Annotated in this window: 18 protein-coding genes; 9 read left to right on the top strand and 9 right to left on the bottom strand. The window is 61.4% G+C overall.

The annotated features are described in order from the left end of the window. Positions 1 to 66: 66 nt before the first annotated feature. Both NKH23_RS11785 and NKH23_RS11780 read right to left on the bottom strand, forming a co-directional pair. A complete protein-coding gene (locus NKH23_RS11785) occupies positions 67 to 2,151 on the bottom strand; it encodes an ABC transporter substrate-binding protein (RefSeq protein ID WP_352913801.1) in 2,085 nt (694 codons plus the stop codon). Between the two features lie 122 nt (positions 2,152 to 2,273). Then, the gene (locus NKH23_RS11780; RefSeq protein WP_352718085.1) at positions 2,274 to 3,740 is read right to left on the bottom strand and encodes an alpha-glucosidase/alpha-galactosidase; all 1,467 of its coding nucleotides are present in this window, start codon (positions 3,738 to 3,740) and stop codon (positions 2,274 to 2,276) included. Positions 3,741 to 4,017: 277 nt separating this feature from the next. Between NKH23_RS11780 and NKH23_RS11775 the strand changes: the two genes are divergently transcribed. From NKH23_RS11775 to NKH23_RS11750, 6 genes are all read left to right on the top strand, one after another. Then, the gene (locus NKH23_RS11775; RefSeq protein WP_352718279.1) at positions 4,018 to 4,815 is read left to right on the top strand and encodes an AraC family transcriptional regulator; all 798 of its coding nucleotides are present in this window, start codon (positions 4,018 to 4,020) and stop codon (positions 4,813 to 4,815) included. Positions 4,816 to 5,182: 367 nt separating this feature from the next. Further along, positions 5,183 to 5,317 (top strand): hypothetical protein, encoded by a 135-nt coding sequence (locus NKH23_RS11770; RefSeq protein ID WP_352718083.1) that lies wholly within the window; start codon positions 5,183 to 5,185, stop codon positions 5,315 to 5,317. After that, a complete protein-coding gene (locus NKH23_RS11765) occupies positions 5,314 to 5,751 on the top strand; it encodes a CBS domain-containing protein (RefSeq protein WP_353034685.1) in 438 nt (145 codons plus the stop codon). The genes NKH23_RS11770 and NKH23_RS11765 overlap by 4 nt, the downstream gene beginning before the upstream one ends. Positions 5,752 to 5,865: 114 nt before the next feature. Next, positions 5,866 to 6,792, top strand: coding sequence for an NADP-dependent oxidoreductase (locus tag NKH23_RS11760; protein WP_352977300.1), 927 nt, complete (start codon positions 5,866 to 5,868; stop codon positions 6,790 to 6,792). Positions 6,793 to 7,153: 361 nt separating this feature from the next. Further along, entirely contained in the window at positions 7,154 to 8,845 is a 1,692-nt protein-coding gene (locus tag NKH23_RS11755; protein ID WP_353034683.1) for an FAD-dependent oxidoreductase, read from the top strand. Continuing rightward, positions 8,842 to 9,153, top strand: coding sequence for a UBP-type zinc finger domain-containing protein (locus NKH23_RS11750; protein ID WP_036238601.1), 312 nt, complete (start codon positions 8,842 to 8,844; stop codon positions 9,151 to 9,153). Before NKH23_RS11755 ends, NKH23_RS11750 begins: the two co-directional genes overlap by 4 nt. A gap of 219 nt (positions 9,154 to 9,372) precedes the next feature. Here NKH23_RS11750 and NKH23_RS11745 read toward each other — a convergent pair whose 3' ends face one another. From NKH23_RS11745 to NKH23_RS11735, 3 genes are all read right to left on the bottom strand, one after another. Then, complete coding sequence (locus NKH23_RS11745) at positions 9,373 to 10,206, bottom strand: GNAT family N-acetyltransferase (protein ID WP_353025180.1); 834 nt, start codon at positions 10,204 to 10,206, stop codon at positions 9,373 to 9,375. 332 nt (positions 10,207 to 10,538) lie between these two features. Beyond that, positions 10,539 to 11,534 carry a sterol desaturase family protein gene (locus NKH23_RS11740; RefSeq protein ID WP_353025178.1) on the bottom strand — a complete coding sequence of 332 codons (996 nt, stop codon included), beginning with the start codon at positions 11,532 to 11,534 and terminating at the stop codon, positions 10,539 to 10,541. Positions 11,535 to 11,771: 237 nt separating this feature from the next. Beyond that, the gene (locus tag NKH23_RS11735; protein WP_352718075.1) at positions 11,772 to 13,700 is read right to left on the bottom strand and encodes a heparinase II/III family protein; all 1,929 of its coding nucleotides are present in this window, start codon (positions 13,698 to 13,700) and stop codon (positions 11,772 to 11,774) included. A 116-nt stretch (positions 13,701 to 13,816) separates the two neighbouring features. Here NKH23_RS11735 and NKH23_RS11730 point away from each other — a divergent pair, with 116 nt between their 5' ends. Both NKH23_RS11730 and asnB read left to right on the top strand, forming a co-directional pair. Next, positions 13,817 to 15,058 carry a glycoside hydrolase family 5 protein gene (locus NKH23_RS11730; protein WP_352977296.1) on the top strand — a complete coding sequence of 414 codons (1,242 nt, stop codon included), beginning with the start codon at positions 13,817 to 13,819 and terminating at the stop codon, positions 15,056 to 15,058. 168 nt (positions 15,059 to 15,226) lie between these two features. Further along, positions 15,227 to 17,152 carry an asparagine synthase (glutamine-hydrolyzing) gene (gene asnB / locus NKH23_RS11725; RefSeq protein ID WP_352977295.1) on the top strand — a complete coding sequence of 642 codons (1,926 nt, stop codon included), beginning with the start codon at positions 15,227 to 15,229 and terminating at the stop codon, positions 17,150 to 17,152. On the opposite strand, the gene NKH23_RS11720 is transcribed toward asnB, so the two are convergent. Then, complete coding sequence (locus NKH23_RS11720) at positions 17,126 to 18,244, bottom strand: glycosyltransferase family 4 protein (protein ID WP_352913784.1); 1,119 nt, start codon at positions 18,242 to 18,244, stop codon at positions 17,126 to 17,128. The two genes, asnB and NKH23_RS11720, sit on opposite strands and share 27 nt — an antisense overlap. A 169-nt stretch (positions 18,245 to 18,413) precedes the next feature. Between NKH23_RS11720 and NKH23_RS11715 the strand changes: the two genes are divergently transcribed. Beyond that, positions 18,414 to 19,853 (top strand): lipopolysaccharide biosynthesis protein, encoded by a 1,440-nt coding sequence (locus tag NKH23_RS11715; RefSeq protein ID WP_352913781.1) that lies wholly within the window; start codon positions 18,414 to 18,416, stop codon positions 19,851 to 19,853. Between the two features lie 44 nt (positions 19,854 to 19,897). Here the strand turns inward: NKH23_RS11715 and NKH23_RS11710 are convergent, their stop codons facing one another. Genes NKH23_RS11710 through wecB form a run of 3 tightly spaced genes read right to left on the bottom strand, consistent with a single transcriptional unit; the run spans position 19,898 to position 23,176 of the window. Further along, positions 19,898 to 20,701 carry a WecB/TagA/CpsF family glycosyltransferase gene (locus NKH23_RS11710; RefSeq protein ID WP_352913778.1) on the bottom strand — a complete coding sequence of 268 codons (804 nt, stop codon included), beginning with the start codon at positions 20,699 to 20,701 and terminating at the stop codon, positions 19,898 to 19,900. Continuing rightward, the gene (wecC, locus tag NKH23_RS11705; RefSeq protein ID WP_292653783.1) at positions 20,698 to 22,029 is read right to left on the bottom strand and encodes a UDP-N-acetyl-D-mannosamine dehydrogenase; all 1,332 of its coding nucleotides are present in this window, start codon (positions 22,027 to 22,029) and stop codon (positions 20,698 to 20,700) included. Before wecC ends, NKH23_RS11710 begins: the two co-directional genes overlap by 4 nt. Further along, positions 22,022 to 23,176 carry a non-hydrolyzing UDP-N-acetylglucosamine 2-epimerase gene (gene wecB, locus NKH23_RS11700; RefSeq protein ID WP_352467134.1) on the bottom strand — a complete coding sequence of 385 codons (1,155 nt, stop codon included), beginning with the start codon at positions 23,174 to 23,176 and terminating at the stop codon, positions 22,022 to 22,024. Before wecB ends, wecC begins: the two co-directional genes overlap by 8 nt. Between the last annotated feature and the right edge of the window lie 166 nt (positions 23,177 to 23,342).

Here is a 23,342-nt window from a genome sequence, read left to right as displayed (position 1 = left end):
CACCGCTGGCTTTGTCCCGGCCGCGCCAGCAGCGCGGCCGGGAATTTTCAAGTCAGGGGAGGAAACTCAGTTCGTCGGACCCTTGTCCCCGGGCTTTCCGGGAAGCTGCTCGGGAAACAGTTCATATTTCTGCTGCTTGTCGGCGGCCACCCAGACCCGCTCGCGGACGATCGAATCCTCGGCCCAGTTGAACATGAAGATCGGCGTTCCCTGCGGGATATTGGAGAAACGTTTGTTGATGATCAGCGCGCCGGGATATTCGGTGAGCCCGACGGTATAGACGTGTTCCGTCGAGATCTTCTGGAACTGCTTCATCAGGCTGGCGCGCTGGTCATTGTCCTGCGCCGAGACGAACTTGTTGACGATGTCGACAAGGTCCTTCTCGAACGGCATCAGATCAACCTGGCCGTTTTCCGGAGCGCGGTGGTTCCAGCTGGTGCGTGGACCGACCGGCGCCAGTTGCTCGGTGTTCTGCACTACCGAGGTGAGCTCCGTTTCGTTGCGCCTTACCAGCCAGTCGAAGCGACCGGAGTAATTAGCCTGATCGCGCTGGGTACCGTTCAACCCGTTCAGGACAACGCGAAGACCTAGCTTCTCCATCTGGCCGACGATGCCCTCCGCGAGGCTCTTGTCGGTGGTGTAATCGTTGTTGACGAGCATCACGATCTCGACATTCTTGCCGCCGGCGGTGCCGGCAGGAAAATTGACGAACCCGTCGCCGTCGGTGTCCTTCAGGCCTGCCTTGGCGAGTTCCGCCTTGGCGCCTTCGAGATCGAAGGGGTAGTAGACCGTCGACTTCCGGTCGTAGAAGCTCGTACCCGAGGAGAAGCCGCCCGGATAGATGGCAGTGAACGGACCCTTGACCAGCGAGTCGCCGAGCGCCTTGCGGTCGAGCGCCATGGTGACGCCCTTGCGGAAATCCTCGTTGCGGTTCAGCTCGCGTACCGCCTGTCCGCGCTCGTCGGGGTTGCCCCAGCCATTGGCTGAGAAATTCATGCGCAGATTATAGCCGATCAGCCGCGGGCCGAAGGCAAGCCGTGCCGGCGCGTCCTTTTGCGCCGCTCGCTTCAGCGAGGCGACGAAGTTCTCCGGCTGCTCCAGATTGGAGAAGTCGCCCGCCCCCGACACCGCCTGAACGTCGCGGTCGGCCCAGGTCGACAGCTTGTAATGCAGCTCGTTGAGATACGGCAGCTGGTTGCCCTTCTCGTCGACCTTCCAATAGTACGGATTGCGGCGCATGACGATGATGTCGTCGGGGCGGTATGCCACCGGCACCCAGGCACCCATCACCGGCATGTTCATATATTCCGGCGGGAAGGCGTTCTTGAACTGCTCGTAGGTGTTCTTCGAATATTTCGGATGCTGCGGCTTGAGGATATGCGACGGGCCCGGACAGAAGGTGCCGTAAGCCATGGCGTAGAGATATTGCTTCGGAAAGGCGTCCTTGAAGGTCCACTCGACGGTATAGTCGTCGATTTTCTTCAACGTCGTGCCGACGCCGAAGGTCTCCTGCGTCGCGCCGTTCAGCGGCGACACATTAGGGTCGATCACCTCGTCGTCCCAGTAGAACATCACATCGTCGGCGTTGAACGGAACGCCGTCCGACCATTTCGCGCCCGCGACCAGATGCATCGTCAGCGTGTGGCCGTCCTTCGACCAGTCCCAACTCCTGGCGAGGTTAGGCAGCGGCTCCGTGTCCTTGGCCTCGACCTGGAAAAGCGGTGCGGTGCGCGTCAGGCATTCGGAAAGGCCGATGTCGATGCCGCCCCAGCCCTGCGTCTGGCCGGCGCCATAGTTCCAGCCCTCCGGCCGGCCGCCGATGACATGGCGCATGGTGTCACCGTAGACACCGACGCCGTCCGGCATATTGCCGGTCTTGAAGACCAGCGGCTCCTTAGGCAGCCGGTCCTTGACCGGCGGCAGCTTGCCTGCCTTGACGTATTTGTCGGTGACCCAATCGGGTTCGTGGTATTCTGGAAGTGCCTTGAACTCCAGGATCGAGTCGCGCGCGACGTGTTTGATCTTTCCCTCGGCGGGAAATTGCGCGGGCACCGGCGGCACCGTCGGCTCGGATGCATATGCGCTCAGCGCCGAGGCCGAGACGCTAAGCGCCAGCCCGGCGAGAATGCCAATGTTTCGAAAGTTCCTCATCGTCTCTCCTCCCTGTTGTTCAGGAGCGCGTTGACGCCGCTCCATTTCTCCTCGAACGATATGCAGACGGTGCGGCGCCGAAAATCCCTCCGAAACTTTACCGCAATCCGTCCTGATGAAATTCAGACGGCCTGCTTGAGAGCCGATTTTTCCGCACGCAATTCCTCGATCGAACGGACGTCGCGTCGCGCCGCACCGGCCCATTCGCGGGTCTTGACCCTGGATTTCGAAAGCCGCTCCTTCGCGGCCGGCACCGCATCGGCATATTGCGGCAGCCAGCGGGACTGGGCGACGACCATCTCGTCCACCATTTGCCAAACCTCTTCCGGCGTCGAAACCGCGCCGACCAGCGGGTCGTGCAGGACCGCGAGCTTCAGCAGGTCGATATCGCCGGAGATTGCCGCATGAACCGACATGCGCTGGACGTTGATCGAGGAAATGCAAGTGGCAGCGCAGGCCTCCGGCAGCGTGATGCCTGCCGCCATGTTGATACCGAAGCGGTCGACGAAGCCGGGCGACTCGACAATCGCGTCCTGCGGCAGGGTGGTGATGATGCCGTTGTTCTTGACGTTGAAGTGGCCGCGATAAACGCGGTTCGTCTCCAGCGCTTCGAGAATGTGGCTGGCATGCTCGTTGGAGCGTTTGGCGGGGTCTATCGGCCTGGCGGCGGATTCGAGAAATTGTGGGAATTCGGTTTCGAACCAGTTGCGCGTTTCGGTCGAATAACGAAGGTAGCCGCCGGTCTCGCCGTGGATCCAGTCGGACATGTCGATCCAGCGGGTGATTTCGTCCGGCCGCTTGCGATACCATGGCAGGTATTCGGAAAGATGGCCGTTGCTTTCGGTCGAATAGACGCCGAAGCGCTTCAGGACGTCGATGCGCAGCTTTTCCTGCTGCGAATAGACCGGATGCGCCTCGAAGGCGGCAACCAGCTCGTCCTTGCCGATCTTGCGGCCGTTGAGACGCAGGTCGATGAACCAGGTCTGGTGATTGATGCCGGAGCAGATGTAGTCGAGCTCGGTGCGCGACTTGGCGCCGAGCACTTCGGCGATCTGGTCGGCGCCATGCTGGACGCCGTGGCAGAGGCCGACAGTATCGACCTTGCCATATTCGATCGCCGCCCAGGTGTTCATGGCCATTGGGTTGGCGTAGTTCAGGAATTTCGCCCCAGGCTCGGCGACTTCGAGGATGTCCTTGCAGAAATCGAGGATTACCGGAATGTTGCGCTGGCCGTAGAGGATGCCGCCGGCGCAGATCGTGTCGCCGACGCATTGGTCGATGCCATACTTCAGCGGAATGCGGATGTCGTCGGCATAGGCTTCGAGACCGCCGACGCGAACGCAGCTGATGACGTAGCGGGCACCCTCGAGGGCAGCACGGCGGTCGGTCGTTGCCGTAACCTTGGTCGGCAGCCTGTTGAATTCGACGACCCTGTCGAGGATCGACTTGATCATCTGAAGGTTGCGCTCGCTGAGATCGGTCAGCGCGAATTCGACATCCCTGAATTCAGGAACGCACAAAATGTCGGTAAAGAGCTTCTTGGTGAAGCCGACGCTTCCGGCACCGATGATAGCGATCTTGAAACTCATCAGTCTCACCTCGACCTGATCGAATGCTAGGGCAAAGGCGGCGAAAAGAGGCCCGGCCCGCCTGCCGTGGCATGCAGGCTGGAATCCGGCACTTCCTCCCGTCCGCTCTTTGACCGCGGTTTCTTTTGCTTTTCTCGAGGGATTATGCGCCTAATTCAGCACGCGACCAGAGAAGGATTATGCTTTTAGGGGTAATTTTGTGCTGCGGAACTTGATCGACGCCGGGCCGGCGGGCAGGACGGTATCGCTGCCGCGCGGCCGCCAGCGCCTGCACACCATGCCGACAAGCACCGGCTATGAAGTTCGCGAGAACGAGGTCTACGACTGGGATGGGCGCAGGCGCGGCCAGACGCCGTTTACCGTGCTCCAGCACACGATCAGCGGCACCGGCCGATTGCGCTACGAGAACCGGAACTACCGCCTGCAAAAGGGCGATACGTTGCTGGTTCTCGTGCCGCACAACCACCGTTACTGGCTGGCCAGGGGCGAACGCTGGGAATTCTTCTGGATATCGATGAACGGCGAGGAGGCACTGCGCATCCACAAGTCGATCCTTGCCGCCGTCGGTCCCGTGCTACGGCTGAAGCCCTCGACGATCGATCATCTGGCCGATTGCAGCGTGCGCCTGATCACGGGCGCGGTCTCGCCCGGAGCCGCCTCGGCCGTCGCCTATGAAGCAGCCATGGCGCTCTACGACGATGTCTTCGGCTCGCATGCCGTCACCGACGACAAGAGCGCCATGCAGCCGGTCATCGATCACATCAAGGCCAACCTCGACAGGCCGCTCCGCGTTGCCGATCTCGCCGAGATCAGCGGCCTGAGCCGTGCGCATTTCTCGCGCTGCTTCGCCGAGAGCGAGGGACTTCCACCCGCCGAATTCGTACTGCAGCAGCGACTGCAGCGCGCGGCGAAGTTGCTGACGAAGGCCGATTTCCTGCCGGTCAAGGAGGTCGCCATCATGTGCGGCTTCGAGGATGCCAATTATTTTTCGAAGGTCTTCCGCCGCCTCTACGGCGTCAACCCGACGCAATTCCGCACCAACGGAATGTATGCCAGCCTGGGAACCGCCCGATAGGTTGGCATCGCTTGGCATCGGATGTGGGAACGCTTTTGCTTCCCCTTGGTTTAGGACAGGAGAGCCTGCTCGCCGCTGCCGCAACCCGCTCTTGGCGGAGATCAGGCCACAGATGTCACGGGAGTGATCGATGAACAATCCCGATCCGAACAACCCGAATCCACTGCCGGACAATCCCAATCCGGAGCCGGCCCGGCCGCCTGCCCCGCCGGAGACTCCGCCGGCAGAACCTCCAGGCGTACCCCCGCCCTCGCCGGATCCAATTCCAACGCCGGACCAGGAGCCAATCGGAATTCCTCCTGGCACGCCTTCCGAAATTCCTTCGGAACCGACCTTTCCCGGGCCGACCGCCTGAAGGGCGGTCGGTATGGAGGATGGCAAGGGTGATTTTGGCGAAGCGCTCGAAACGGGTCTTGCCATGGAACGTTTTGCGCTGGCGCTCATTCACCCTTCCATCATGGAAACCGGCGGCGGGCCCTGCAACCAATGGAGGTTAAAATGAAAGTCGGCAACTGCATGACAAAGGACGTCGAGATCGCCAGTCCGCAGCAAACCCTGCGCGATGCGGCAGAAATGATGGGTCGCCTCGATGCCGGCGCAATGCCGGTGGGCGAGAACGACCGGCTTTTCGGCATGGTAACCGATCGCGACATCGCAATCCGCGGCGTCGCCCAAGGCAAGACACCTGACGCCAAGGTACGGGAAGTGATGAGCACCGAGGTCAGGTATTGCTTCGAAGACGAAGACGCGGAGGATGTTCTGCGCAACATGGCTGACCTGAAAGTGCGCCGGTTGCCGGTGCTAAACCGCGACAAGCGCCTGGTCGGCATCGTTTCGCTGGGCGACCTCGCCACCAACAGCGAGACGGCGACAGCAGGTGAAGCGCTAAGCGGCATCTCGCAACCCGGCGGCGAGCATTCGCAAACGATACACTGACCCCGCACGACCGGCCGGCCTTTGCTACGACCGAACCGCCGGGTGGATAGACGCCGGCCTGCCGGCGAAACTGTTCAGAGGCGAACTGGACTGCAACCCGATGAGGAGCAAGCCATGATTACTATGAAGGCCGTCCGTATCCACGATTTTGGTGGACCGGAGGTTCTTTCGCTGGACGACGTTCCCTTGCCTCAACCGCGCGACGATGAGGTCACGCTCAAGGTCTGCGCGGCAAGCGTCAATCCAGTCGACTACAAGGTTCGCGAAGGCTCGTCAGGCGCAGATCTGCCCGTCACGCTCGGCCGCGACGTATCCGGCGTGGTGGAACTGTGCGGCACGCGGGCCCATACGCTGAAGAAGGGCGATCCGCTATATGCCATGCTCGGCAACGACCGCGGCGGCAACGCCGAATATGTCGTCGTCAAGGCAACGGAGGCGGCGGCGAAGCCGCAACGCTTAAGCCACGCCGAAGCCGCCGCCGTGCCACTTGCGGGCCTTACCGCGTGGCAAGGCCTTTTCGATCACGGCGGTCTCAAATCCGGGCAGCGGGTCCTCATCCATGGTGGCGCCGGCGGCGTCGGTCATCTGGCGGTGCAGTTTGCAAAGGCTGCGGGCGCCTTCGTCGCGACGACCGTTTCCGCGCAGGATTTCAATTTCGTCCGCGCGCTTGGCGCCGACCAGGCGGTCGATTACAAGAACCAGCGCTTCGAGGAGGTTGTCGAGGACGTCGACCTCGTCTTCGACCTGGTAGCGGGTGAAACACAGGACCGCTCGTGGGACGTGCTCAAGCCCGGCGGGACGCTCGTCTCAACGCTTTCCGAACCGTCGGCGGAAAAGGCCCGCCAGCATCGGGCTCGCGGCGTTTCCTATTTGACCAAGCCGAACGCGGCACAGCTTGCCGAGATCAGCCGCCTCATCGACGCCGGGAAGGTCAGGCCATTCGTGCAGGCAATCTATCCTCTTGAGGAAGTCGCCAAGGCAGAGGAACAGCTCGAGAAGCAGCACACGCGCGGCAAGATTGTGCTTCAGGTAGCCGCCTGAGCACTCGCCGAACAACAGGCCGCAGGCCCGTTTGCGGAGTGCTCGGACACAGGCCGTTTTCTGCTGTCCAGAAGCCCGGCGGCCGAGAGTTTGACACAGGACGGCGCGCCGGGCCTGGCCGGCTTAGACAGGTGCCGGCTGAAGCAGCATGCGCCGGGTTTGCCGGGATGCGCAAATCAAACAAATCAAGGAGATGCAACGGATTGTGAGGCACGTCGCGACGACACCGTCGCACGGGCCGCCGTCAGTTAACTGCGAAGCGAAGGGCACAGCGTTTACCGACAGGCGGGCTAGGTTCCTACCGGCCGCAAGCCGCAAAAAACCGCTTCAAACTGTCGAACACCGGCGATAGGTTCGAAGCATGTATCAATCCGTCAATCCGACCTCCATTGCCCGTCGCGATCAGATGTTTCCAGCGCTGACTGAGGCGGACCTGGACCGCATGGGCCGTTTCGGCGAAGCCGTGTCCTATGCCACAGGCGAACAGATCGTCAAAGCCGGCGAGCTGGCGCCCGGTCTGATCGTGGTCCTGTCCGGCAAGGTGGATATCATCCAGGGCGGCAGCTTCGGCCGGCGCGAAACAATCGTCACGCACGGTGCAGGCAATTTCGTCGGCGAGTTGGCGCAGCTTTCAGCCCGACCCTCACTGGTGGATGTGGAGGCGGTCGAGCCGGTCGAGGCGCTCGTCATCCCCTCGCAAAGGCTGCGGGACCTGATGGTGCAGGAAGCAAACCTCGGCGAGCGCATCATGCGGGCGCTGATCCTGCGTCGTGTCGGCCTGCTCGAGAGCGGCACAGCCGGACCGATCATTGTCGGACCGGTCGACAGCGGCGACGTGTTGCGGCTGCAAGGTTTTCTGGCCCGCAGCGGTCAGCCGCATCGGGTTCTCGATTCGGCTACCGATTCTTGCGCCAAGACGCTGATCGAACGCTTCCATGTCGATATCCACCATTTGCCGATCGTGCTCTGTCCGAACGGCAAGCTGCTGCTCAATCCCGGAGAGAACGAGCTTGCCCGCTGCATCGGCCTGGTGAGGCCGATCGACGCCGGCAAGCTGTACGACGTGGCCATTGTCGGCGCCGGACCGGCCGGCCTCGCGGCGGCCGTCTACGCGGCTTCCGAAGGGTTGTCGACGATCGTGCTCGATTGCCGTGCCTTTGGTGGACAGGCGGGCGCCTCCTCGCGCATCGAGAACTATCTCGGTTTCCCGACCGGCATTTCGGGGATGGCTCTGATGGCGCGCGCCTACAATCAGGCGCAGAAATTCGGCGTCGAGATGGTGATACCGGACGAGGCGAAGCGGCTGGGCAGTGCAAGCGACACGTCCGGCGCCCACTACACGCTCGCTGTCGGCAGCGGGGAGACCGTGCGGGCACGGTCGGTGGTGATCGCCAGCGGAGCGCGCTATAGCCGCCTCGACATGGCAAACCTGGCGCAATTCGAGGGAACCTCCGTGCATTACTGGGCTTCGCCAATCGAAGCGCGGCTTTGTGCCGGGCAAGAGGTAGCCCTGGTCGGCGCCGGCAATTCGGCTGGTCAGGCTGCTGTCTATCTGGCGGCGCATGTGAAGAAGGTATGGCTGCTGGCGCGCGGCAGCAGCCTCGATGCGAGCATGTCGCGCTATCTGGTGGAGCGGGTCAGGGCACAGCCGAACATCAAAGTGCTGGCTGAGACGCAGATTGCGGCCCTGGAAGGCGACGACGGCAATCTTGGCAAAGTGCGCTGGCGCAACCGCGACACCGAGACAGCACGTCCGATCCGCCACCTCTTCCTGTTCATCGGCGCCGATCCGAACACCGACTGGCTGGCGCAATGCGGCGTGGCGTTGGACGCGAAGGGCTTCGTTCGCACCGGGCCTGACATTGGCCAGGAACGTGGTGCACTGGAGACGAACCGCGGCGGGGTGTTCGCCATCGGCGACGTGCGCTCCGGCTCGATCAAGCGCGTCGCCGCTGCCGTCGGCGAAGGCGCCCAGGTGGTTGCAGCGCTGCATGCATATCTCGCGCGAAACGGCAGTCTCGCCGTGGCGCCACAACTGGTCAGGAGCGTATGATGGCAGACGAATGCAGGCACGCCGGGGATATTCGCGACGTGACGCCGAGCGCGCTCGGTTGCGAGGAATGCCTGAAGAGCGGTTCGCAGTGGGTGCATCTGCGGCTCTGCCGCACATGCGGCCATGTCGGCTGCTGCGACGACTCGCCCAACCGTCATGCGACCAAGCATTTTCGGGCAACCGGCCATCCTGTCATCGAAGGCTACGATCCGCCGGAAGGTTGGGGATGGTGCTACATCGACGAAATCTTCCTCGACCTCGGCGACCGCACCACGCCGCAAAACGGTCCGATACCGCGCTTCATTTGAGCTTTTTGCGAGCGGCCCGCTACAGCAACTCCAGGAAAAGTGTGAACGGTTTTCGTCCGGAATTGCGTCAAAACAGAAGATAGAGCTGTTCGGCGTTTCCGTGAAACGAAGCGTTCTAATGCACGTCGCGCAAAAGTGTGCAGCGGTTTAGCGATAACGACATGGATAAAAACAAGAATCTAAAGCGCGTCGCATGAGGCCGATCGAACGCGACGCGCTTTAGTCCAGGGCTGCTTCGGCTTGAGCGGGCGTATCGCGTCCCTCTGGTGGTGCCGATGAACGCTCGCGCATATGCCTGACGGTCTGAAGGACACGATCGGCAAGAGATGCAAGCGCACCCTGTGCCGTGCGCGTCCCGATGACGGATTCCAGCGTAACCGCCTGCGTTGAGAATTTGTGTTTGAACGACTCTGCGCCACAGAGGAAATCGACCGTGCTCAAGCCGTGATCGATCGACCACTGTACATAGTCCATCAACAGGATCACACCTGGCGACGCCCGGCCGAAATCCGGATCGAACGTCGTCACGAAGGCCATCATCACGTCGTGCTGGACGAAGTTGATCGACACCGCGACCATCACGCCATTGCATTCGAGGACGAAGATATGCAGCACGCCGGCGCGCGCCAGCGCATCGACGAGCGCGGCGAGTACCGGCACGCCCTCTTCGAAGAGGTCTGACTCACGCATGCGCTCGGTCAGCCATTTCCGCTTCAAGGCCGCGAGGCGCTCCAGTACCGGTTGCAGCGGCTCGTCGGGCGCAAGCAGGCGAAATCTCACCTCTCCGGCTTCTTCCAGCGCTTTGATGCCGCGCCGATAGTTCTGGCGCGTCTTTTTCGACTGGTCCGCAAACCATGCCGCTCCGCTTTCCCATTGTCCGGCAACGCGATAGCTGACTTCCGTTCGGTGAAAGTGACGAAGCCTGATGCCGCCGGAAGCTCCCGGCGTGAAAATTTTGCGGGCCGCCGCATCCGGCGAGAGACGACTGATCAAGGCAAGATCGAAGCCACCTGCATCGCAGAGTTGGGTCCATAGCTCCTGCAGCGCCGACAACGAGCATTCCGGAGCGACGAGAATATCCCCATAGTCGGTATAGCTGCCGGCCGCCCATTCGAGAAACCGCAGCCTCCTGCGCCTGCCGATCGCCAGCGGAACGACAGCAACGAGTCTCTCGCCCTTCCACACCAGGCCGATCCGCAACGCGCACTGGTCGCGGCGTTGTACGGTACTCCACCATGCCGAAATCCAGGCATGGCTTTGAAAGATCAGCCCGTCGGTGCGATGCCAAAGCTCCATCCAAGCGGCTTCGACCGCAGCCAGGCGATCCGCCGAACGGACGATTTCCAGGCGCTCCGCGCCTAGGACGTCGATGGAAACGGCGGTGTTCATGAAGGAGAACTGTCCTGTGGCTGCGCGACCACATTGGGCCGTCTGTGAAACAGTCGCATGACATGCCTTGCCATCTTCTTGAGCGGCAGGATGTAGAGCCCAAAGAGCGACTGGTAATCGCGCACATCGCGATCGACCAGGCCAAATTTCAGGTCTTCATCCGGCTCCGGGACAAATTGCGTTCCGAACAGACGATCCCAGAACGAAAAAAGCAGGCCGAAATTCTTATCATAGTGACGCGGGTCGATGCTGTGATGCACCTGGTGCCAGTGCGGACACAGGATGATGTTGTTCAACGGGCCGAACGATATCTTGAGATGCGTATGGCGAACAAAGTCCATCATCAGGATGTTGCGGATGACGTAGACGTTGATGCCGAAGATAGCGACCTCTACCGGATCGAGTGCGATCAGGCTCCAGATACCGAAGCAGATGCCCGGGATGACGCCATCCCACATACGGTTCATCAGATCGTCCAGCGGATGAACCCGGTCCTTGGTGATCCCCACCATCACCTCGGCCGAATGATGCACCTTGTGCAATTCCCACAGGAACGGGAAGCGGTGCTGGGCGACGTGGTACAGGTAGTATGAAATGTCATAGGCGACCAGCATGGTTGCGGTGAAGATGACGATCGTCACCGGTCCCGCCGGGCCGGCGAGAAGCGGCGCGTGGATGTTAAAGAGCCAGCCGATTGCCTCGCGTGTGCCATAGCCCACCGCGACGACGAAGGTGACGCCGGCAGGAATGAGCAGGAAAGGCATCATCGCCCGTTTCGTAATCCAGAACAGGGCGTCGGCTCGCGCCGACGGGTGCAGGATGACTTCCGGCGGGAAGGCGAAGTCGAAAAAGTCCCTGAGGGATTTATGTTCGACAGTTCGCCAGTAGGCGATCACCGCGCTGCCCAGTGCGGTGAGGAGAAGCAGGCCGAGCGTGGTCAGATTGACGTTCGAAAGCTTTTCCACAATCGCTCTGGCAAATTCGGAAAACATCGTTGCAGCGGCTCCTGGTCGTAAGAAGGCAGTCTGGGGTCGTAAGAAGGCGATCTGGCGAATAGCAAAGCACAAAATTCCCGCCAAACTCGCTACGCCGCCTGCAACCAGTGGCTGTTGCGGGCACGGCGGGCAAAGCAGGCTGGATGGTGCGAGACTAGCAGATCAACGGTAACGAAACCGCTAAATGTCCAAACGTAATTAATGTCGAATACGGCTGGAACTCGCCCGGCAACTCTACGTTGGCGCCGGTTTTTTCCGTTGCGGCGGGTGAATTGGGGCAAGATGGATATCGATCCCGGTTTCGCCCACTTCGCCGTGCCAAGCGAGCCGTTCGGCTTGCTGCCTGGTGCCAAAACGCAGTGAAACCCAACCGCCTCGGCCCGGCATGTCACCGCCGGCGCCGATATCGAGCGCAGCATCAGGAAAGCGGATGGCCAACAGCGCCTCGTCGCCGCGCAACACCGTGACCGTGTTTTCGTGCCGGTCGGCATGGAGACCGGCCGCCAGCTGGAAGACGATCTCGGACTGGCGCCTGCCGCCGAGCAGTTGGTCGGTGATGAGGATGCCATCGGCCTGGCGCGCCAAAGTGCGCTGATGCACGACGCCGAAGCGGCTTCTATAGCCGTCATGCCGGGCGCTCAGCCTCCAGTGCGTTCCCGGCTCGCTCTCCACCAGCGCTGCGACTGCCTTGTGCGACCAGTTGAAATTTCCAGCGATGGTGCTTTGGCTTTTACCCTCGATGTTCAGCGTGTTGTGCGCCGGTGTGGAGCGGAACCAGTCGCGCCATGCGCCTCCCGAACCGTAGAGCCAGGTGCCGGGATCGACCAGCACCGGCTCACCGTCGATGCACAGGGTAAGCGACAGCGCGTCGGCATGGCCGTGCGCCGCTATCGAGAGATAGCCAAGCGGTCCATGATCGAACGTCAGTTCGACATTGCGGCCATTCATTGCTCCGCGCCAGACTGAGAGCCCGCCTTGCGCGAATGTCTGCAAGCCATGCACCGCGGGCGCCGGGCCCGACGGCGCACCAAAGAAAAGCGAACGAAAATCGTCAGGCTCCGGCGTGTTGCCCGGCGTCCCCAGTAAGCCGTGGATGGCGGCCGCGACGGATCGGATATAGTTCGGCTCGTCGCCCAGCTTCAGCACATGGCCCTCATCGTCGTCGCCGAAGCGGGCGGCTTTCTGTGGCAGCCAGCCGACGAAATTGGCGAAGGCGCCCAGACGCGCTTCGACAGCCGAGGGAAACGGCGTTCCCGCCTGGCGTGCCGCGGCGGCGCACAGCAAGATGAGTTCGGCGCTGAAGGCTGCATAGGTCGGCGTTTGCTCGGCACCGGCGCCGTCGGCAAGAATCTGCTTGTGCGTCTCATTCAGGAGGGCGCTGCGGGCAATTTCGGTTTCGGCTCCGAGCGCCAGGCCGACCAGATATTCGCCAGCCAATTCCGCGACGAGATGGTTGTTGGCGGAGGAATATCGCGATGGAAACCGCGGCAGCCAATAGGCGCTTGCCGCGAGTATTTCACCGGCTTTCCGCAGTGTCGCCGGGTCAAGCCGGTCGCGGACGAGGTCCAGGGTGACGATCAGGCTGATGGCTCGCAGCGCTACTTCGATGCCGGAAGCCCAGCCAATGCCTCGGAACGGCGGATTGGCGGAATACCAACTGCCGATCGCCAACTCAATGGCACTCCGGGACCGATTATCCTCGCTGAGGAGCAGGTGTGCAGCCAGTGGCGGCAATTGCTGCAGCCGGTTGATCTCCCAGACATATTTTATATCGCCAAGGTCGCCGCCATGGCGAAAATCGATGTCGAAAGTATGAGCCTCGGGGCCAGGCCAAAGCCTGCCGGTCACCGGATCAAGACGCCAAAGCTCAGCAGGAAACAAAAGATCGGGCTCACGCTTTGGCCATGTCCGCCCGAGTGCCGAAAAACGGCCCTGAAGCATCTCTTGCGCGGCCGCCGCTAGGGCTTGCCGTTGAGCGTCGGTCGCTGCCAGCGCAGCATGACGAAATCCGGGCAGCACCGGGTGCAACTGCGGCGATGGATAGCGCTCCCACCCATCATCGCGGCGGCGCGACGCGATCCTTCGACGTTGCTCCACCAGCCGGTGCAACACCTCGGCCGGTCCCATGCTGCGCAATCGGTTGATGTACCAGCCGATTCTCATGCACGCCCCGTCAACGTTTCGGTCCTTGTATACCATGCCGTCGAAAAGCTGCGGGCCGGCAATCTTCTTTCCCGTTCGTTGCGGTTAATATCTCCCGCGAGCATGCGGAGGTAGCGATGGGAAAAGCCGTGTATGTTGTTGCCTGGGTGCTCGCCTTGCTTGTGGCGGCCGACGCAGCGCCCATCCCTCTCAAGCGCGGCGTTGGCGTGCATCAGTGGCTCAACTGGTCGCCGGTGGAGAAAGACGGAACCTACGTTTGGCCGCCCTATCGCAGCGAAAAGGAGTGGCTTGCGGAAAGCAGGCCGCCCACCGACTGGCCGTCCGGGGAGGTGTTTGCCCACATCCGATCGATGGGCTTCGACTTCGTCCGGCTGAGCGTCGATCCCGGCCCGCTGCTTGCCAGCGAGGGCGCCAAGCGGCAGCAGGCGCTGGACATACTTGCCGCCGCCGTCGAGCGGATCACGTCGACCGGCCTCAAGGTGGTTTTCGACCTGCATGGCGTCACTCAGGTTCCCGACTACAGCATGGAGATGATCTATGGCGGCGCCGACAGCGAGGGCGTTGCCCGCTATCGTCAAATGGTTGTGGCGGTCGCCGCCATGCTGGTCAAGATAGGCACCGACAGAGTCGCCCTCGAACCTTACAACGAACCCGCATACTACCCATGCGATGCGAGCGGCAGCGATGACTGGCAGCGGATCATGGCAGGGACCGTCCACGACATTCGAGCGGTCAGCAGCGAACTTACCATCGTTGCAACCGGCGCCTGCGGCGGCAGCATTGCCGGATTGGTCAACCTCAGCCCCGGCTTTGATGACCCAAACCTCTATTACAGCTTCCATATGTATGAGCCGCACAGCTTCACCCACCAGCGGCCCGATGACACAATCAGCTTTGCTTCGGGACTTCCCTGGCCGGCCGACAGCAGTACACCCGAAGTGGTGACCGAAACCCTTAGAGCGCGGATGGAAGCTGCCGGCTTGAGCAGGGTCGAGCAGATGATGAACATGGCCACCGCGCGCCAAGCAATCGCGAAATATTTCGAGCAGAACTGGGGCCAGAGCCAACTGGAGGCGAGCTTTCGCCAGGCTGTCGACTGGGCTGAAGGCCATGGCATTCCCAGCCGGCGGCTCTTCATGGGCGAATTCGGCGCTATCCTCATGTCAGCGGACGGCCGCATGGGCGCCTTTGAGGCCGACCGTTCGCGCTATCTCAAGGTAGTGCGCCGAGAGGCCGAACGCTTTGCGATCCCATGGTCTGTCTGGGAGTTCTCCAATCCCTATGGGATGAGCCTCATCCGGCCCGATGGCCCCCCGGTACCCGACCCGGAGATGCTGCAGGCATTGGGCCTGCCATAGGTGCCGTCACTCCCCCTCACCAGCGAACAACCGGTGGCAACCCCTGACCGCCAGGCTTGATCGAGGAACGGCCCGTAGCAGCTTTTCTCCCGGTTGGGTTGTATTGGCACGAAGTGTTTAACACATTTGTTGTACTGAAGTGAGGAATGCGCGCGCCTAGGGGGGACAATGTGTGGAATTGCCGGATGGATCGGTCGAAGGGCCGAAAATCCACAAGAGCGGGCCGCCAGAATGTCAAATGCATTGCGGCATCGCGGTCCCGATGCCGAAGGCACCGAGATATTGGACCTGAACACCGGCGAGGAACAATTGGCATTGGTCCATCGCCGCCTGGCGATCATTGACTTGGCGCCCGAGTCGAATCAGCCGATGCAGATTGAGAACGGCCGTCTCAAAATAATTTTCAACGGTGAGATATATAACTACATCGAGCTGCGCCAGGAACTGATCGGCCTTGGCCATCATTTTCGAACGCGCTCCGACACCGAGGTGCTGCTCCGAGCCTACGATCAGTGGCACTTGTCCATGTTCGACCGGCTGAGCGGCATGTTCGCCTTTGCCCTCTGGGATGCTCAGAGGCAGGAATTGATCCTCGGCCGGGATCCCTTCGGGGAAAAGCCGCTTTACCTCATGCAAAGCGAAAAATTGCTGCTGTTTGCCTCGGAGATCAACGCATTATTGTCGTCGCAGCAAGATGCGCAGCAACTCGATCTGGATGCCGTGCACGAGTATCTGAACTGGCGTTATGTGCCGGGACCACGCACGCTTTTTAAACAGATCCGCAAGCTCAATCCCGGCAGCTATGCTGTCTGGTCGCAAGGGGTAGTCAAGGAAACGCGCTACTATACGCCTCCGGACCAGGCGACCCTGACCGAGCGGATCGACGGAAAAGCCGCCAAGCGGCGATTTCTGGAACTGCTCGACCATTCCGTCGAGATCAGGATGCGCAGCGATGCACCTTTTGGGGCCTTTCTCTCCGGAGGACTCGACTCCTCGGCTATCGTCGCGCTGATGGCCAGGCATAGCGCCACGCCCATTCGCACGTTTTCTGTCGGGTTCGACGACGCAGCCTATAGCGAACTTGCATTCGCCCGGCGCGTTGCCGATCATTTCAGGACCGATCATTGCGAACTTGTCATCCAGCCAGGCGATCTGATGGATCACCTGCCAGCGATGGTTCGCCAACGCGGGGCACCTGTTTCGCAAAGCAGCGATATTCCAATTTACCTGATGTCGGAGCGAGCCTCCCAGGACGTCAAGATGGTGCTCACCGGAGAAGGAGCCGACGAGATTCTCGGCGGCTACCCCAAGCATCGCGCGGAATCACTGGCCGGTATCTACCAGTCGCTTGTTCCAGCCTCGCTGCACGATAACGTCCTTTCCCCTTTGGTACGCGCCATGCCGGGCGCGTCGGCCAAGGTCGATACGTTTGCCCGCACCGCGGGCGAAAGGGACTTTGCCGCTCGGATGGTCTCCTGGTTTGGAGCCGTTTCGGCGCGGCAGCGCGCTTGCCTGATCGGTGAGTCCGTAAATCGCCGTTATGAGCGCAACGACTTTCCGTTCTCGTCAAGCGCTGCGGCCTCCCATCTTCGCCGCGTGCTGTTTTTCGATCAGACATCGTGGCTGCCCGACAATCTCCTGGAACGAGGCGACCACATGATGATGGCCGGTTCAATCGAAGGAAGAATGCCGTTCCTCGATCGCGATCTGGTTTCGTTCGTCAGCAAATTGCCCGATCGCTACAGGCTGGGTTGGTTGCACAGCAAGCAGATCCTGCGCGACATCATGGCCAATATCCTTCCCGAGGAAATTCTCAGCCGCCGCAAGGTCGGGTTCAAGGTACCGGTCGCCGAATGGTTTCGCGGATCGATGAGGAACTACGTGCATGACCATCTTTGCTCGCCTCACTCCGTTATTCGCAGCTATCTGAGTCCGAAACAGCTCGATCAAATCGTCTCGGAACACACCACGCGTGCCGCCGACCACGAAAAACTGATATGGGCGCTGTTGAATTTGGAGATATTCCACCGCGAATTCAGGCTCGAAGCGCCGCCGCGATCGTCGGCCTCAGCGCTTGACCGGTTGACGGCTTGACGCGGCCGACCGCCAGACATCGCAGATTGCGCCGACAAATGGGGCGAGCTCAAGCCGTTCCCGATGCACGGCCATGGCACCGGCACCAAGCCTTGCCCTTAGTGCTGGGTTCTCCACGAGGCGGCTCAACGCGTCGGTCAACGCTGTAATATCGCCTGGCGGCACCAGCAGCCCGGATTGCCCGTCGGTGATTATGTCTTCGACCGCGCCAACCGGGGTCGCCACCACCGCCAAACCGGCTGCCATGCCTTCGATAACCGACATCGGCAGATTTTCGGCGAACGAGGGAAGAACCAGAATATCGGCCGAAGAGATCAGCGATGCGACATCGTCAGGTCCCACCCAGCCCGGAAAGGCGATCCGGTCTGCAATCCCCAGCGCGGCTGACTTTGTCCGTGCCGCCTCGACTTCGCCATCGCCGGCAATCGTCGCGCGCCAATTCTTGACAGGGCTCATGCGGTGCAGCGCCTCCAGCAATTGCGGTACGCCCTTGCGGTCGCCGATGCGACCGAGGAACAGGATATGCACATGGTCGCCGCCGCCGACATGCGCCAGCAACGGGACTTCGGTCGCATTGGGCACGATCACGATATTGCCGGCAGCGCCCGGCGCCCGGTCGGCGACGAAATCGCGCCAAAGCCTGCCCAAAACGATCACCCGATCGGCATGCTCGAACAGAGCTTTGATACGGCGGCTTATGAAACCACGGTCGGCTTTCCAGAATGTCTGATACTGCGCCCCGTGCAAATGCAGGACATAGGGTATCGACAGCAGCCGTGCGCAGGCGGCGATCACCATCTTGCGGTAGGTGCTACCGGAAACTGAGATGTTGATATGAATGACATCGGCGCGTCCAGCCAGACGCGCTTTAAGCATCCGTAAGCAAAAGCCGAGCATATAGAAGACCGAAAGTCCGACATGGCCCGGGCCACGGCTGGCAAGGAAGCACACATCGATGTCCGCAATTTCTTGCCGTTCGAACTCTTGTTTCAGCGCCCCCATGATGCGGTCGATGCCGCCCTGCCCCGAAACGCCCGACGGCGTCGCGACCAGGACATGTATTTTTCGATCGGATATGAGGCGCTGCAACATGATGGTACTCTAAATAACACAGACCGGGTAACTGCAAAGCAAACGTTCCCGATAAGGTTTACGGCAAATCTTTTAGTTCAAACTGAATCTGTTCACCCTTCGCCGTCATCGCGCTGGATTTTCCGCCAGTCGGCGGCTAGTCGGAGGTGAGTTTTCCAGGGACACGCCCTTGCTGCTCCGTTCCACCCTCATTTATGCTCCGGCGATCCTGCTGACGCGAATTTCGGCGCTGCTCCTGCTGGTCGTAGTGACGCGTTTGATCGACCAGACCGAGTATGGCCTGCTCACCCTAGTGGTGACCGTCGGTGAAATGACCGACATTGCCGTGACCAACTGGCTGCGCATCGCCTTGCTCAGGCTGGGCGGCAAGGGCGAGGTCAGCCGCGGCAGCCTGATGCTGGCAGGGCAGGTGTTGCTTGCGACCACGACCCTGGCGCTGGTCATATCGGTAGGCGCGTCGGCAGTGGTCGTGCCGGAACGCTGGGTCGAGTTCGCGATCGCGGTCTGCGGCTATCTGGTCGCCGGATCCATCAGCCGCTTCGCGTTGACGGTGCTGCAGATGCAGCAGCGCCATTCGGTCTATTCGATCCTAGAAGCCCTGCGTGCCCTGCTGCAACTCGCGCTGCCGATCGGCGCCATTCTTGTCTTCCAGGATAGCTTTCTGACGGTTTCGCTCGGCTCGAGCCTCGGCGCCTTGATTGCCGGCATCGTGGCGGGGATCATGGCATACCGACGGGTCGTTGCCGGTCCGCCGCGCTTCACCCACAGGGACTTCTTTGCGCTCGGTGTGCCGCTGGTCATCATGGCGCTGGTGGGCTTCGGGCTCAACAGCGCGGAGCGTCTGTTCCTCAAGATCTATTACGATGCCAGCGCTGTAGCGATCTTCGCCGCAGCCTATGCCCTGGCCCGCCAGCCGATCGACATGGTCGCCAACGCCATCAACATGGGCGCCTTTCCCGAGGTGGTCAGCCGGTTCGACGAGGATGGGCCCGCGGCGTCGGGCCGGCTGCTGTCGCAACTGATGGCGCTGATGATGCGGCTTTGCCTGCCGATTGCAGCGATGCTGGTCGCGCTCAGCAGCGATATCACCGAGCTCATGCTGCCCTCGCAATATCACGGCCGCTTCGGCCTGCTGTTTCCGATCATTGCCTTTAGCGTGCTGTGTGCCAACCTCACCAGCTTCGTTTATGGCGTCGTGGTGCACGCGCACAAGCGGCCGTGGCTGCTGATCATCGCCAATCTCTTCGGCTCGGTGGCAACAATCACATTGTCCCTGCTGTTGATCCCCCCGATGGCCGAGATCGGCGCCGCTTTGGCGCTAGCGGGCGGCTCGGTGGTGGGCTCCATAACCTGCATTATCATCAGCGAGCGGCTCACGCCGGTGCCGGTGCCGTGGCGCGACATCGGTGTTTCGGTGATCATCTCGCTCAGCACGGGGGTGGCCGCCAAGCTTGCCAGCATGGTGGCCGGCGACGTGCCTGCGATCTTCTCGCTTGTCGCTGGCGGCACCGCCGGCGCTGCGGTTTTCTTCGGGCTGACCTCGTTGTTCCACCCTGTGGAAGCGACGCAATTCGTCGCCCAGCTGCGGGCGCGGCTACGGATCGCGTAAAGCGAAGTCCAGGCCAACGCCTCTATTGTTGGGAAAACGCGAACCTATAAACCGGCGTTTCGGCGCCAGCGACGCTCCCAGAACTCCCGGCACAGCAGCCCGGCGTAGGCAGTGTTGGTGTCGTAGTAGCGGCGCCACAAGCGTTGCGGCTCCTGGACCACGCGGAACAGCCACTCCAGGCCCGCCGCTTGTATCAGCTTCGGCGCACGGGCAACCTTGCCGCCATAGACGTCGAAACTGCCGCCCACGCCCATCACGAAGCTTGAGGCGAGTTCATCGCGGTAGCGTTTGAGAAAGCGTTCCTTGCGCGGTGTCGGCATGGCCACCAGCAGGCAGTCGGCGTCCGAGGCGTTGATCGCCGCGACGATCCCGGCCTCGTCCTCCGGCTTGAAATAACCGTTGCGCATTCCCGCTATGCTGAGGCTCGGATGGTCTTTGGCAAGTCTCGCTGCAACCGCGTCGAGAACGTGCTGTTCGGCCCCCAGCAGATACGGCCTGAACCCACGCTTCGCGCAGAGGCTCAGCAGATTGATCATGATGTCGACGCCCGCCACCCGCTCGGGCAGCGCGACGCCGCACAGACGTGCGCCCCAAAGCACGCCGATGCCGTCGACGTTGACCACGTCCGCCCCTGCCACGTCCTCGCGCAGTTCGGCATTCTGGCGCATGGTCACCAGCTTGGCGACGTTCACGACCACATGATGCAGCGGCCGCCGCAGGGTCATCGCCTCGTCGGCGATGGCCAGCGTCTCTGCCATGGTCAGCGCATGGATAGGTGCGCCAAGGAACTCCCGGCGCCGTGACGCCAACAGGGAATGCTGCGCCCATGCCGGGGCGTGCGCGTTCATGCGGCCTGCTCCCTTGCAAGCGTCACTTGTGCGACCTCTGGTTTCTTGCCTTCGATGCGGGCGTCCGGCTTGCGTGCCTTGCGCCAGGTCCACAGCCCCCTCGTATCGACGAGCTTCTTGTCCTTGAGCGCTTCGGGGTCGACCAGATTGAATTGTCGATGGTCGACCAGGAGGACGACGATGTCGGATTTGTCGATGGCCGAAAGCGCGTCGGTGAACACGATGCCCCTGCCCTCGAGCTCATGCGGCAGCGAATTTGTGTTGGGTTCAGCCGCAATGATCTTCACATTGGGGATATCGGACAGGAGTTTCACCACCTCGACGGCCGGGCTCTCACGCAAATCGTCGATGTTGGCTTTGAAGCTGAGGCCAAGACAGGCGATCGTCTGTTTGCGGGAGGGGTCGAGCAAGGCCTCGATATCCCTGACCACCGACATGGGCCGCTCGGAATTGATCCGGCGTGCCGAAGCCATCAGCCGCGTGCTGTTGGGTGCGGCGTCGATGATAAAATATGGATCGACCGCAATGCAGTGACCGCCAACGCCCGGGCTCGGCTGGAGGATGTTCACGCGAGGGTGTCGATTGGCGAGATCGATCACTTCCCATACATTGAGCGACAGGTCCTGACACACTGCGGCAAGCTCGTTGGCAAAGGCGATGTTGACGTCGCGGAACGCGTTCTCGGTCAGTTTCACCAACTCAGCACTTTCGGCCGTTGTCATGAACAGGTCGCCGGTGACGAAGGTCGAATAGAGTGCCGCGGTCCGCTCCGACGATTTGCGGGACAATCCGCCGATCGAGCGATCGTTGTTGATCAGCTCGGTCAGCACCTTTCCCGGCAGCACGCGCTCGGGCGAATAGGCAACCAGCACATCGGCGTCTTCGCCATGCTGGACCGGAAATTTGAGATCGGGCCGCAGCTCGGCAAGCAGCCCGGTCATGATACGCGTGGTTCCGACCGGCGATGTCGATTCCAACACCACAAGGTCTCCCCGCTTCAGCACTGGGGCGATGCTTCGTGCCGCCGCGAGCACGTAGGTCACGTCCGGCTTATGGTCGTGGGTCATCGGGGTCGGCACGGCGATGATATAGGCGTCCGCCGGCTGCGGCGTGCTGTAGGCCATGAGCTTGCCGTTAGCCACGACCTTCTGGATCAGGCCGTCAAGGTCCGGCTCGACGATGTGGATTTCGCCGCGGTTGACCTTCTCGACCACCGCTCCGTTGACATCGACGCCAATGACGTTGAGCCCGCGGCTGGCGAAAATGGCGCAGGTCGGCAGGCCGATATAGCCCATACCGATTACAGAAACGGTTTTGATTTCAGCCATGATGCAGCAGTTCCTCAACAATCCGGTTACTGGCCCGGCCATCGCCATATGGGTTGTGTCGTTCCGCCATGCCGCGATAGGCAGCCTGATCGTCGAGCAGGCGATTGGCGTTGAACAGGATTTTCTCGACATCGGTCCCGACAAGACGGGCGGTGCCGGCCACGATCCCCTCGGGTCGCTCGGTATTTTCGCGCATCACCAGCACCGGCTTGCCGAGCGAAGGCGCTTCTTCCTGCACGCCGCCGCTATCGGTAAGCACCAGATAGCTCTGCTTCTGCAGGTACAGAAACGGCAGATAATCCTGCGGCTCGACCAGATGGATGTTCGGCACGCCTTCCAGCTCTGCGTTGACCACCGAGCTCACATTGGGGTTTGGATGGACAGGGTAGACGATCTGCACGTCTCCGCGCGCCGCCAATCCCGTCAACGCCGTACAGATGCGCTGGATGCCGCCATCGAAATTCTCGCGGCGATGGCCGGTGACGAGGATCATTTTCTTGGAAGGGTCGAGGAAGGGGAAGCGGGCAGCGAGCTTCGCGTTCATCAGCCTGTCGGCATCGATCGCGCTTGAAAAATGCAACAGCGTGTCGATCACCGTGTTGCCGGTCACGAAGATGGTGCTTTCGGCCTTTCCTTCGGCGATGAGATTGTCGCGCGCCTGAACGGTCGGCGCAAAATGCCAGGTGGCGATGTTGCCGGCAATCTTGCGGTTCAGTTCTTCAGGAAACGGCGAGTTGATGTTGTGGCTGCGCAATCCTGCTTCGACATGAGCGACCGGGATACGCTTGTAGAAGGCAGCCAGAGCCGCGGCCATCGCCGTGGTGGTGTCGCCCTGTACCATGACGATATCGGGCTTCGCCTTGTCCAGCACCTCGGCCATGCCCAGGAGCACGCGCGAGGTCACGTCGAACAGCGACTGGCCGGGTTGCATGATGTTGAGATCGTGATGCACAGGCAGGCCGGTCAGCTCGACAACCTGGTCGACCATTTCACGATGCTGGGCGGTAATGCATATTTCGGTGATGAAGCCTGGATGAGCAAGGGCGGCACGCGCCACTGGAAAGCATTTGAGTGCCTCCGGCCTCGTGCCGAACACGATCAGCAGTTTCTGCCTGGACGGCAGTTTTGGACGTGAAAGGACGTTCATCGCTGATCCTGGTCGCCTGCAGCCCTCGGGACATGCCGACTATTGCCCGCAAGAGCCATAATAGCGCCGGACAGCGCCTTCGTGATCTCAATTCTTAATATATGATTAACAACCAAGGCTGCGTTCTCCCGGATTAACTCTTATGAAAGGTTGGGCTGACAAGTAG

Source organism: Mesorhizobium sp. M1328, assembly GCF_040318075.1.
In the GTDB taxonomy this organism is placed as follows: domain Bacteria; phylum Pseudomonadota; class Alphaproteobacteria; order Rhizobiales; family Rhizobiaceae; genus Mesorhizobium.
The sequence above is the reverse complement of the archived record's forward strand: the minus strand, read 5'-3'. Positions and strand labels throughout refer to the sequence as shown.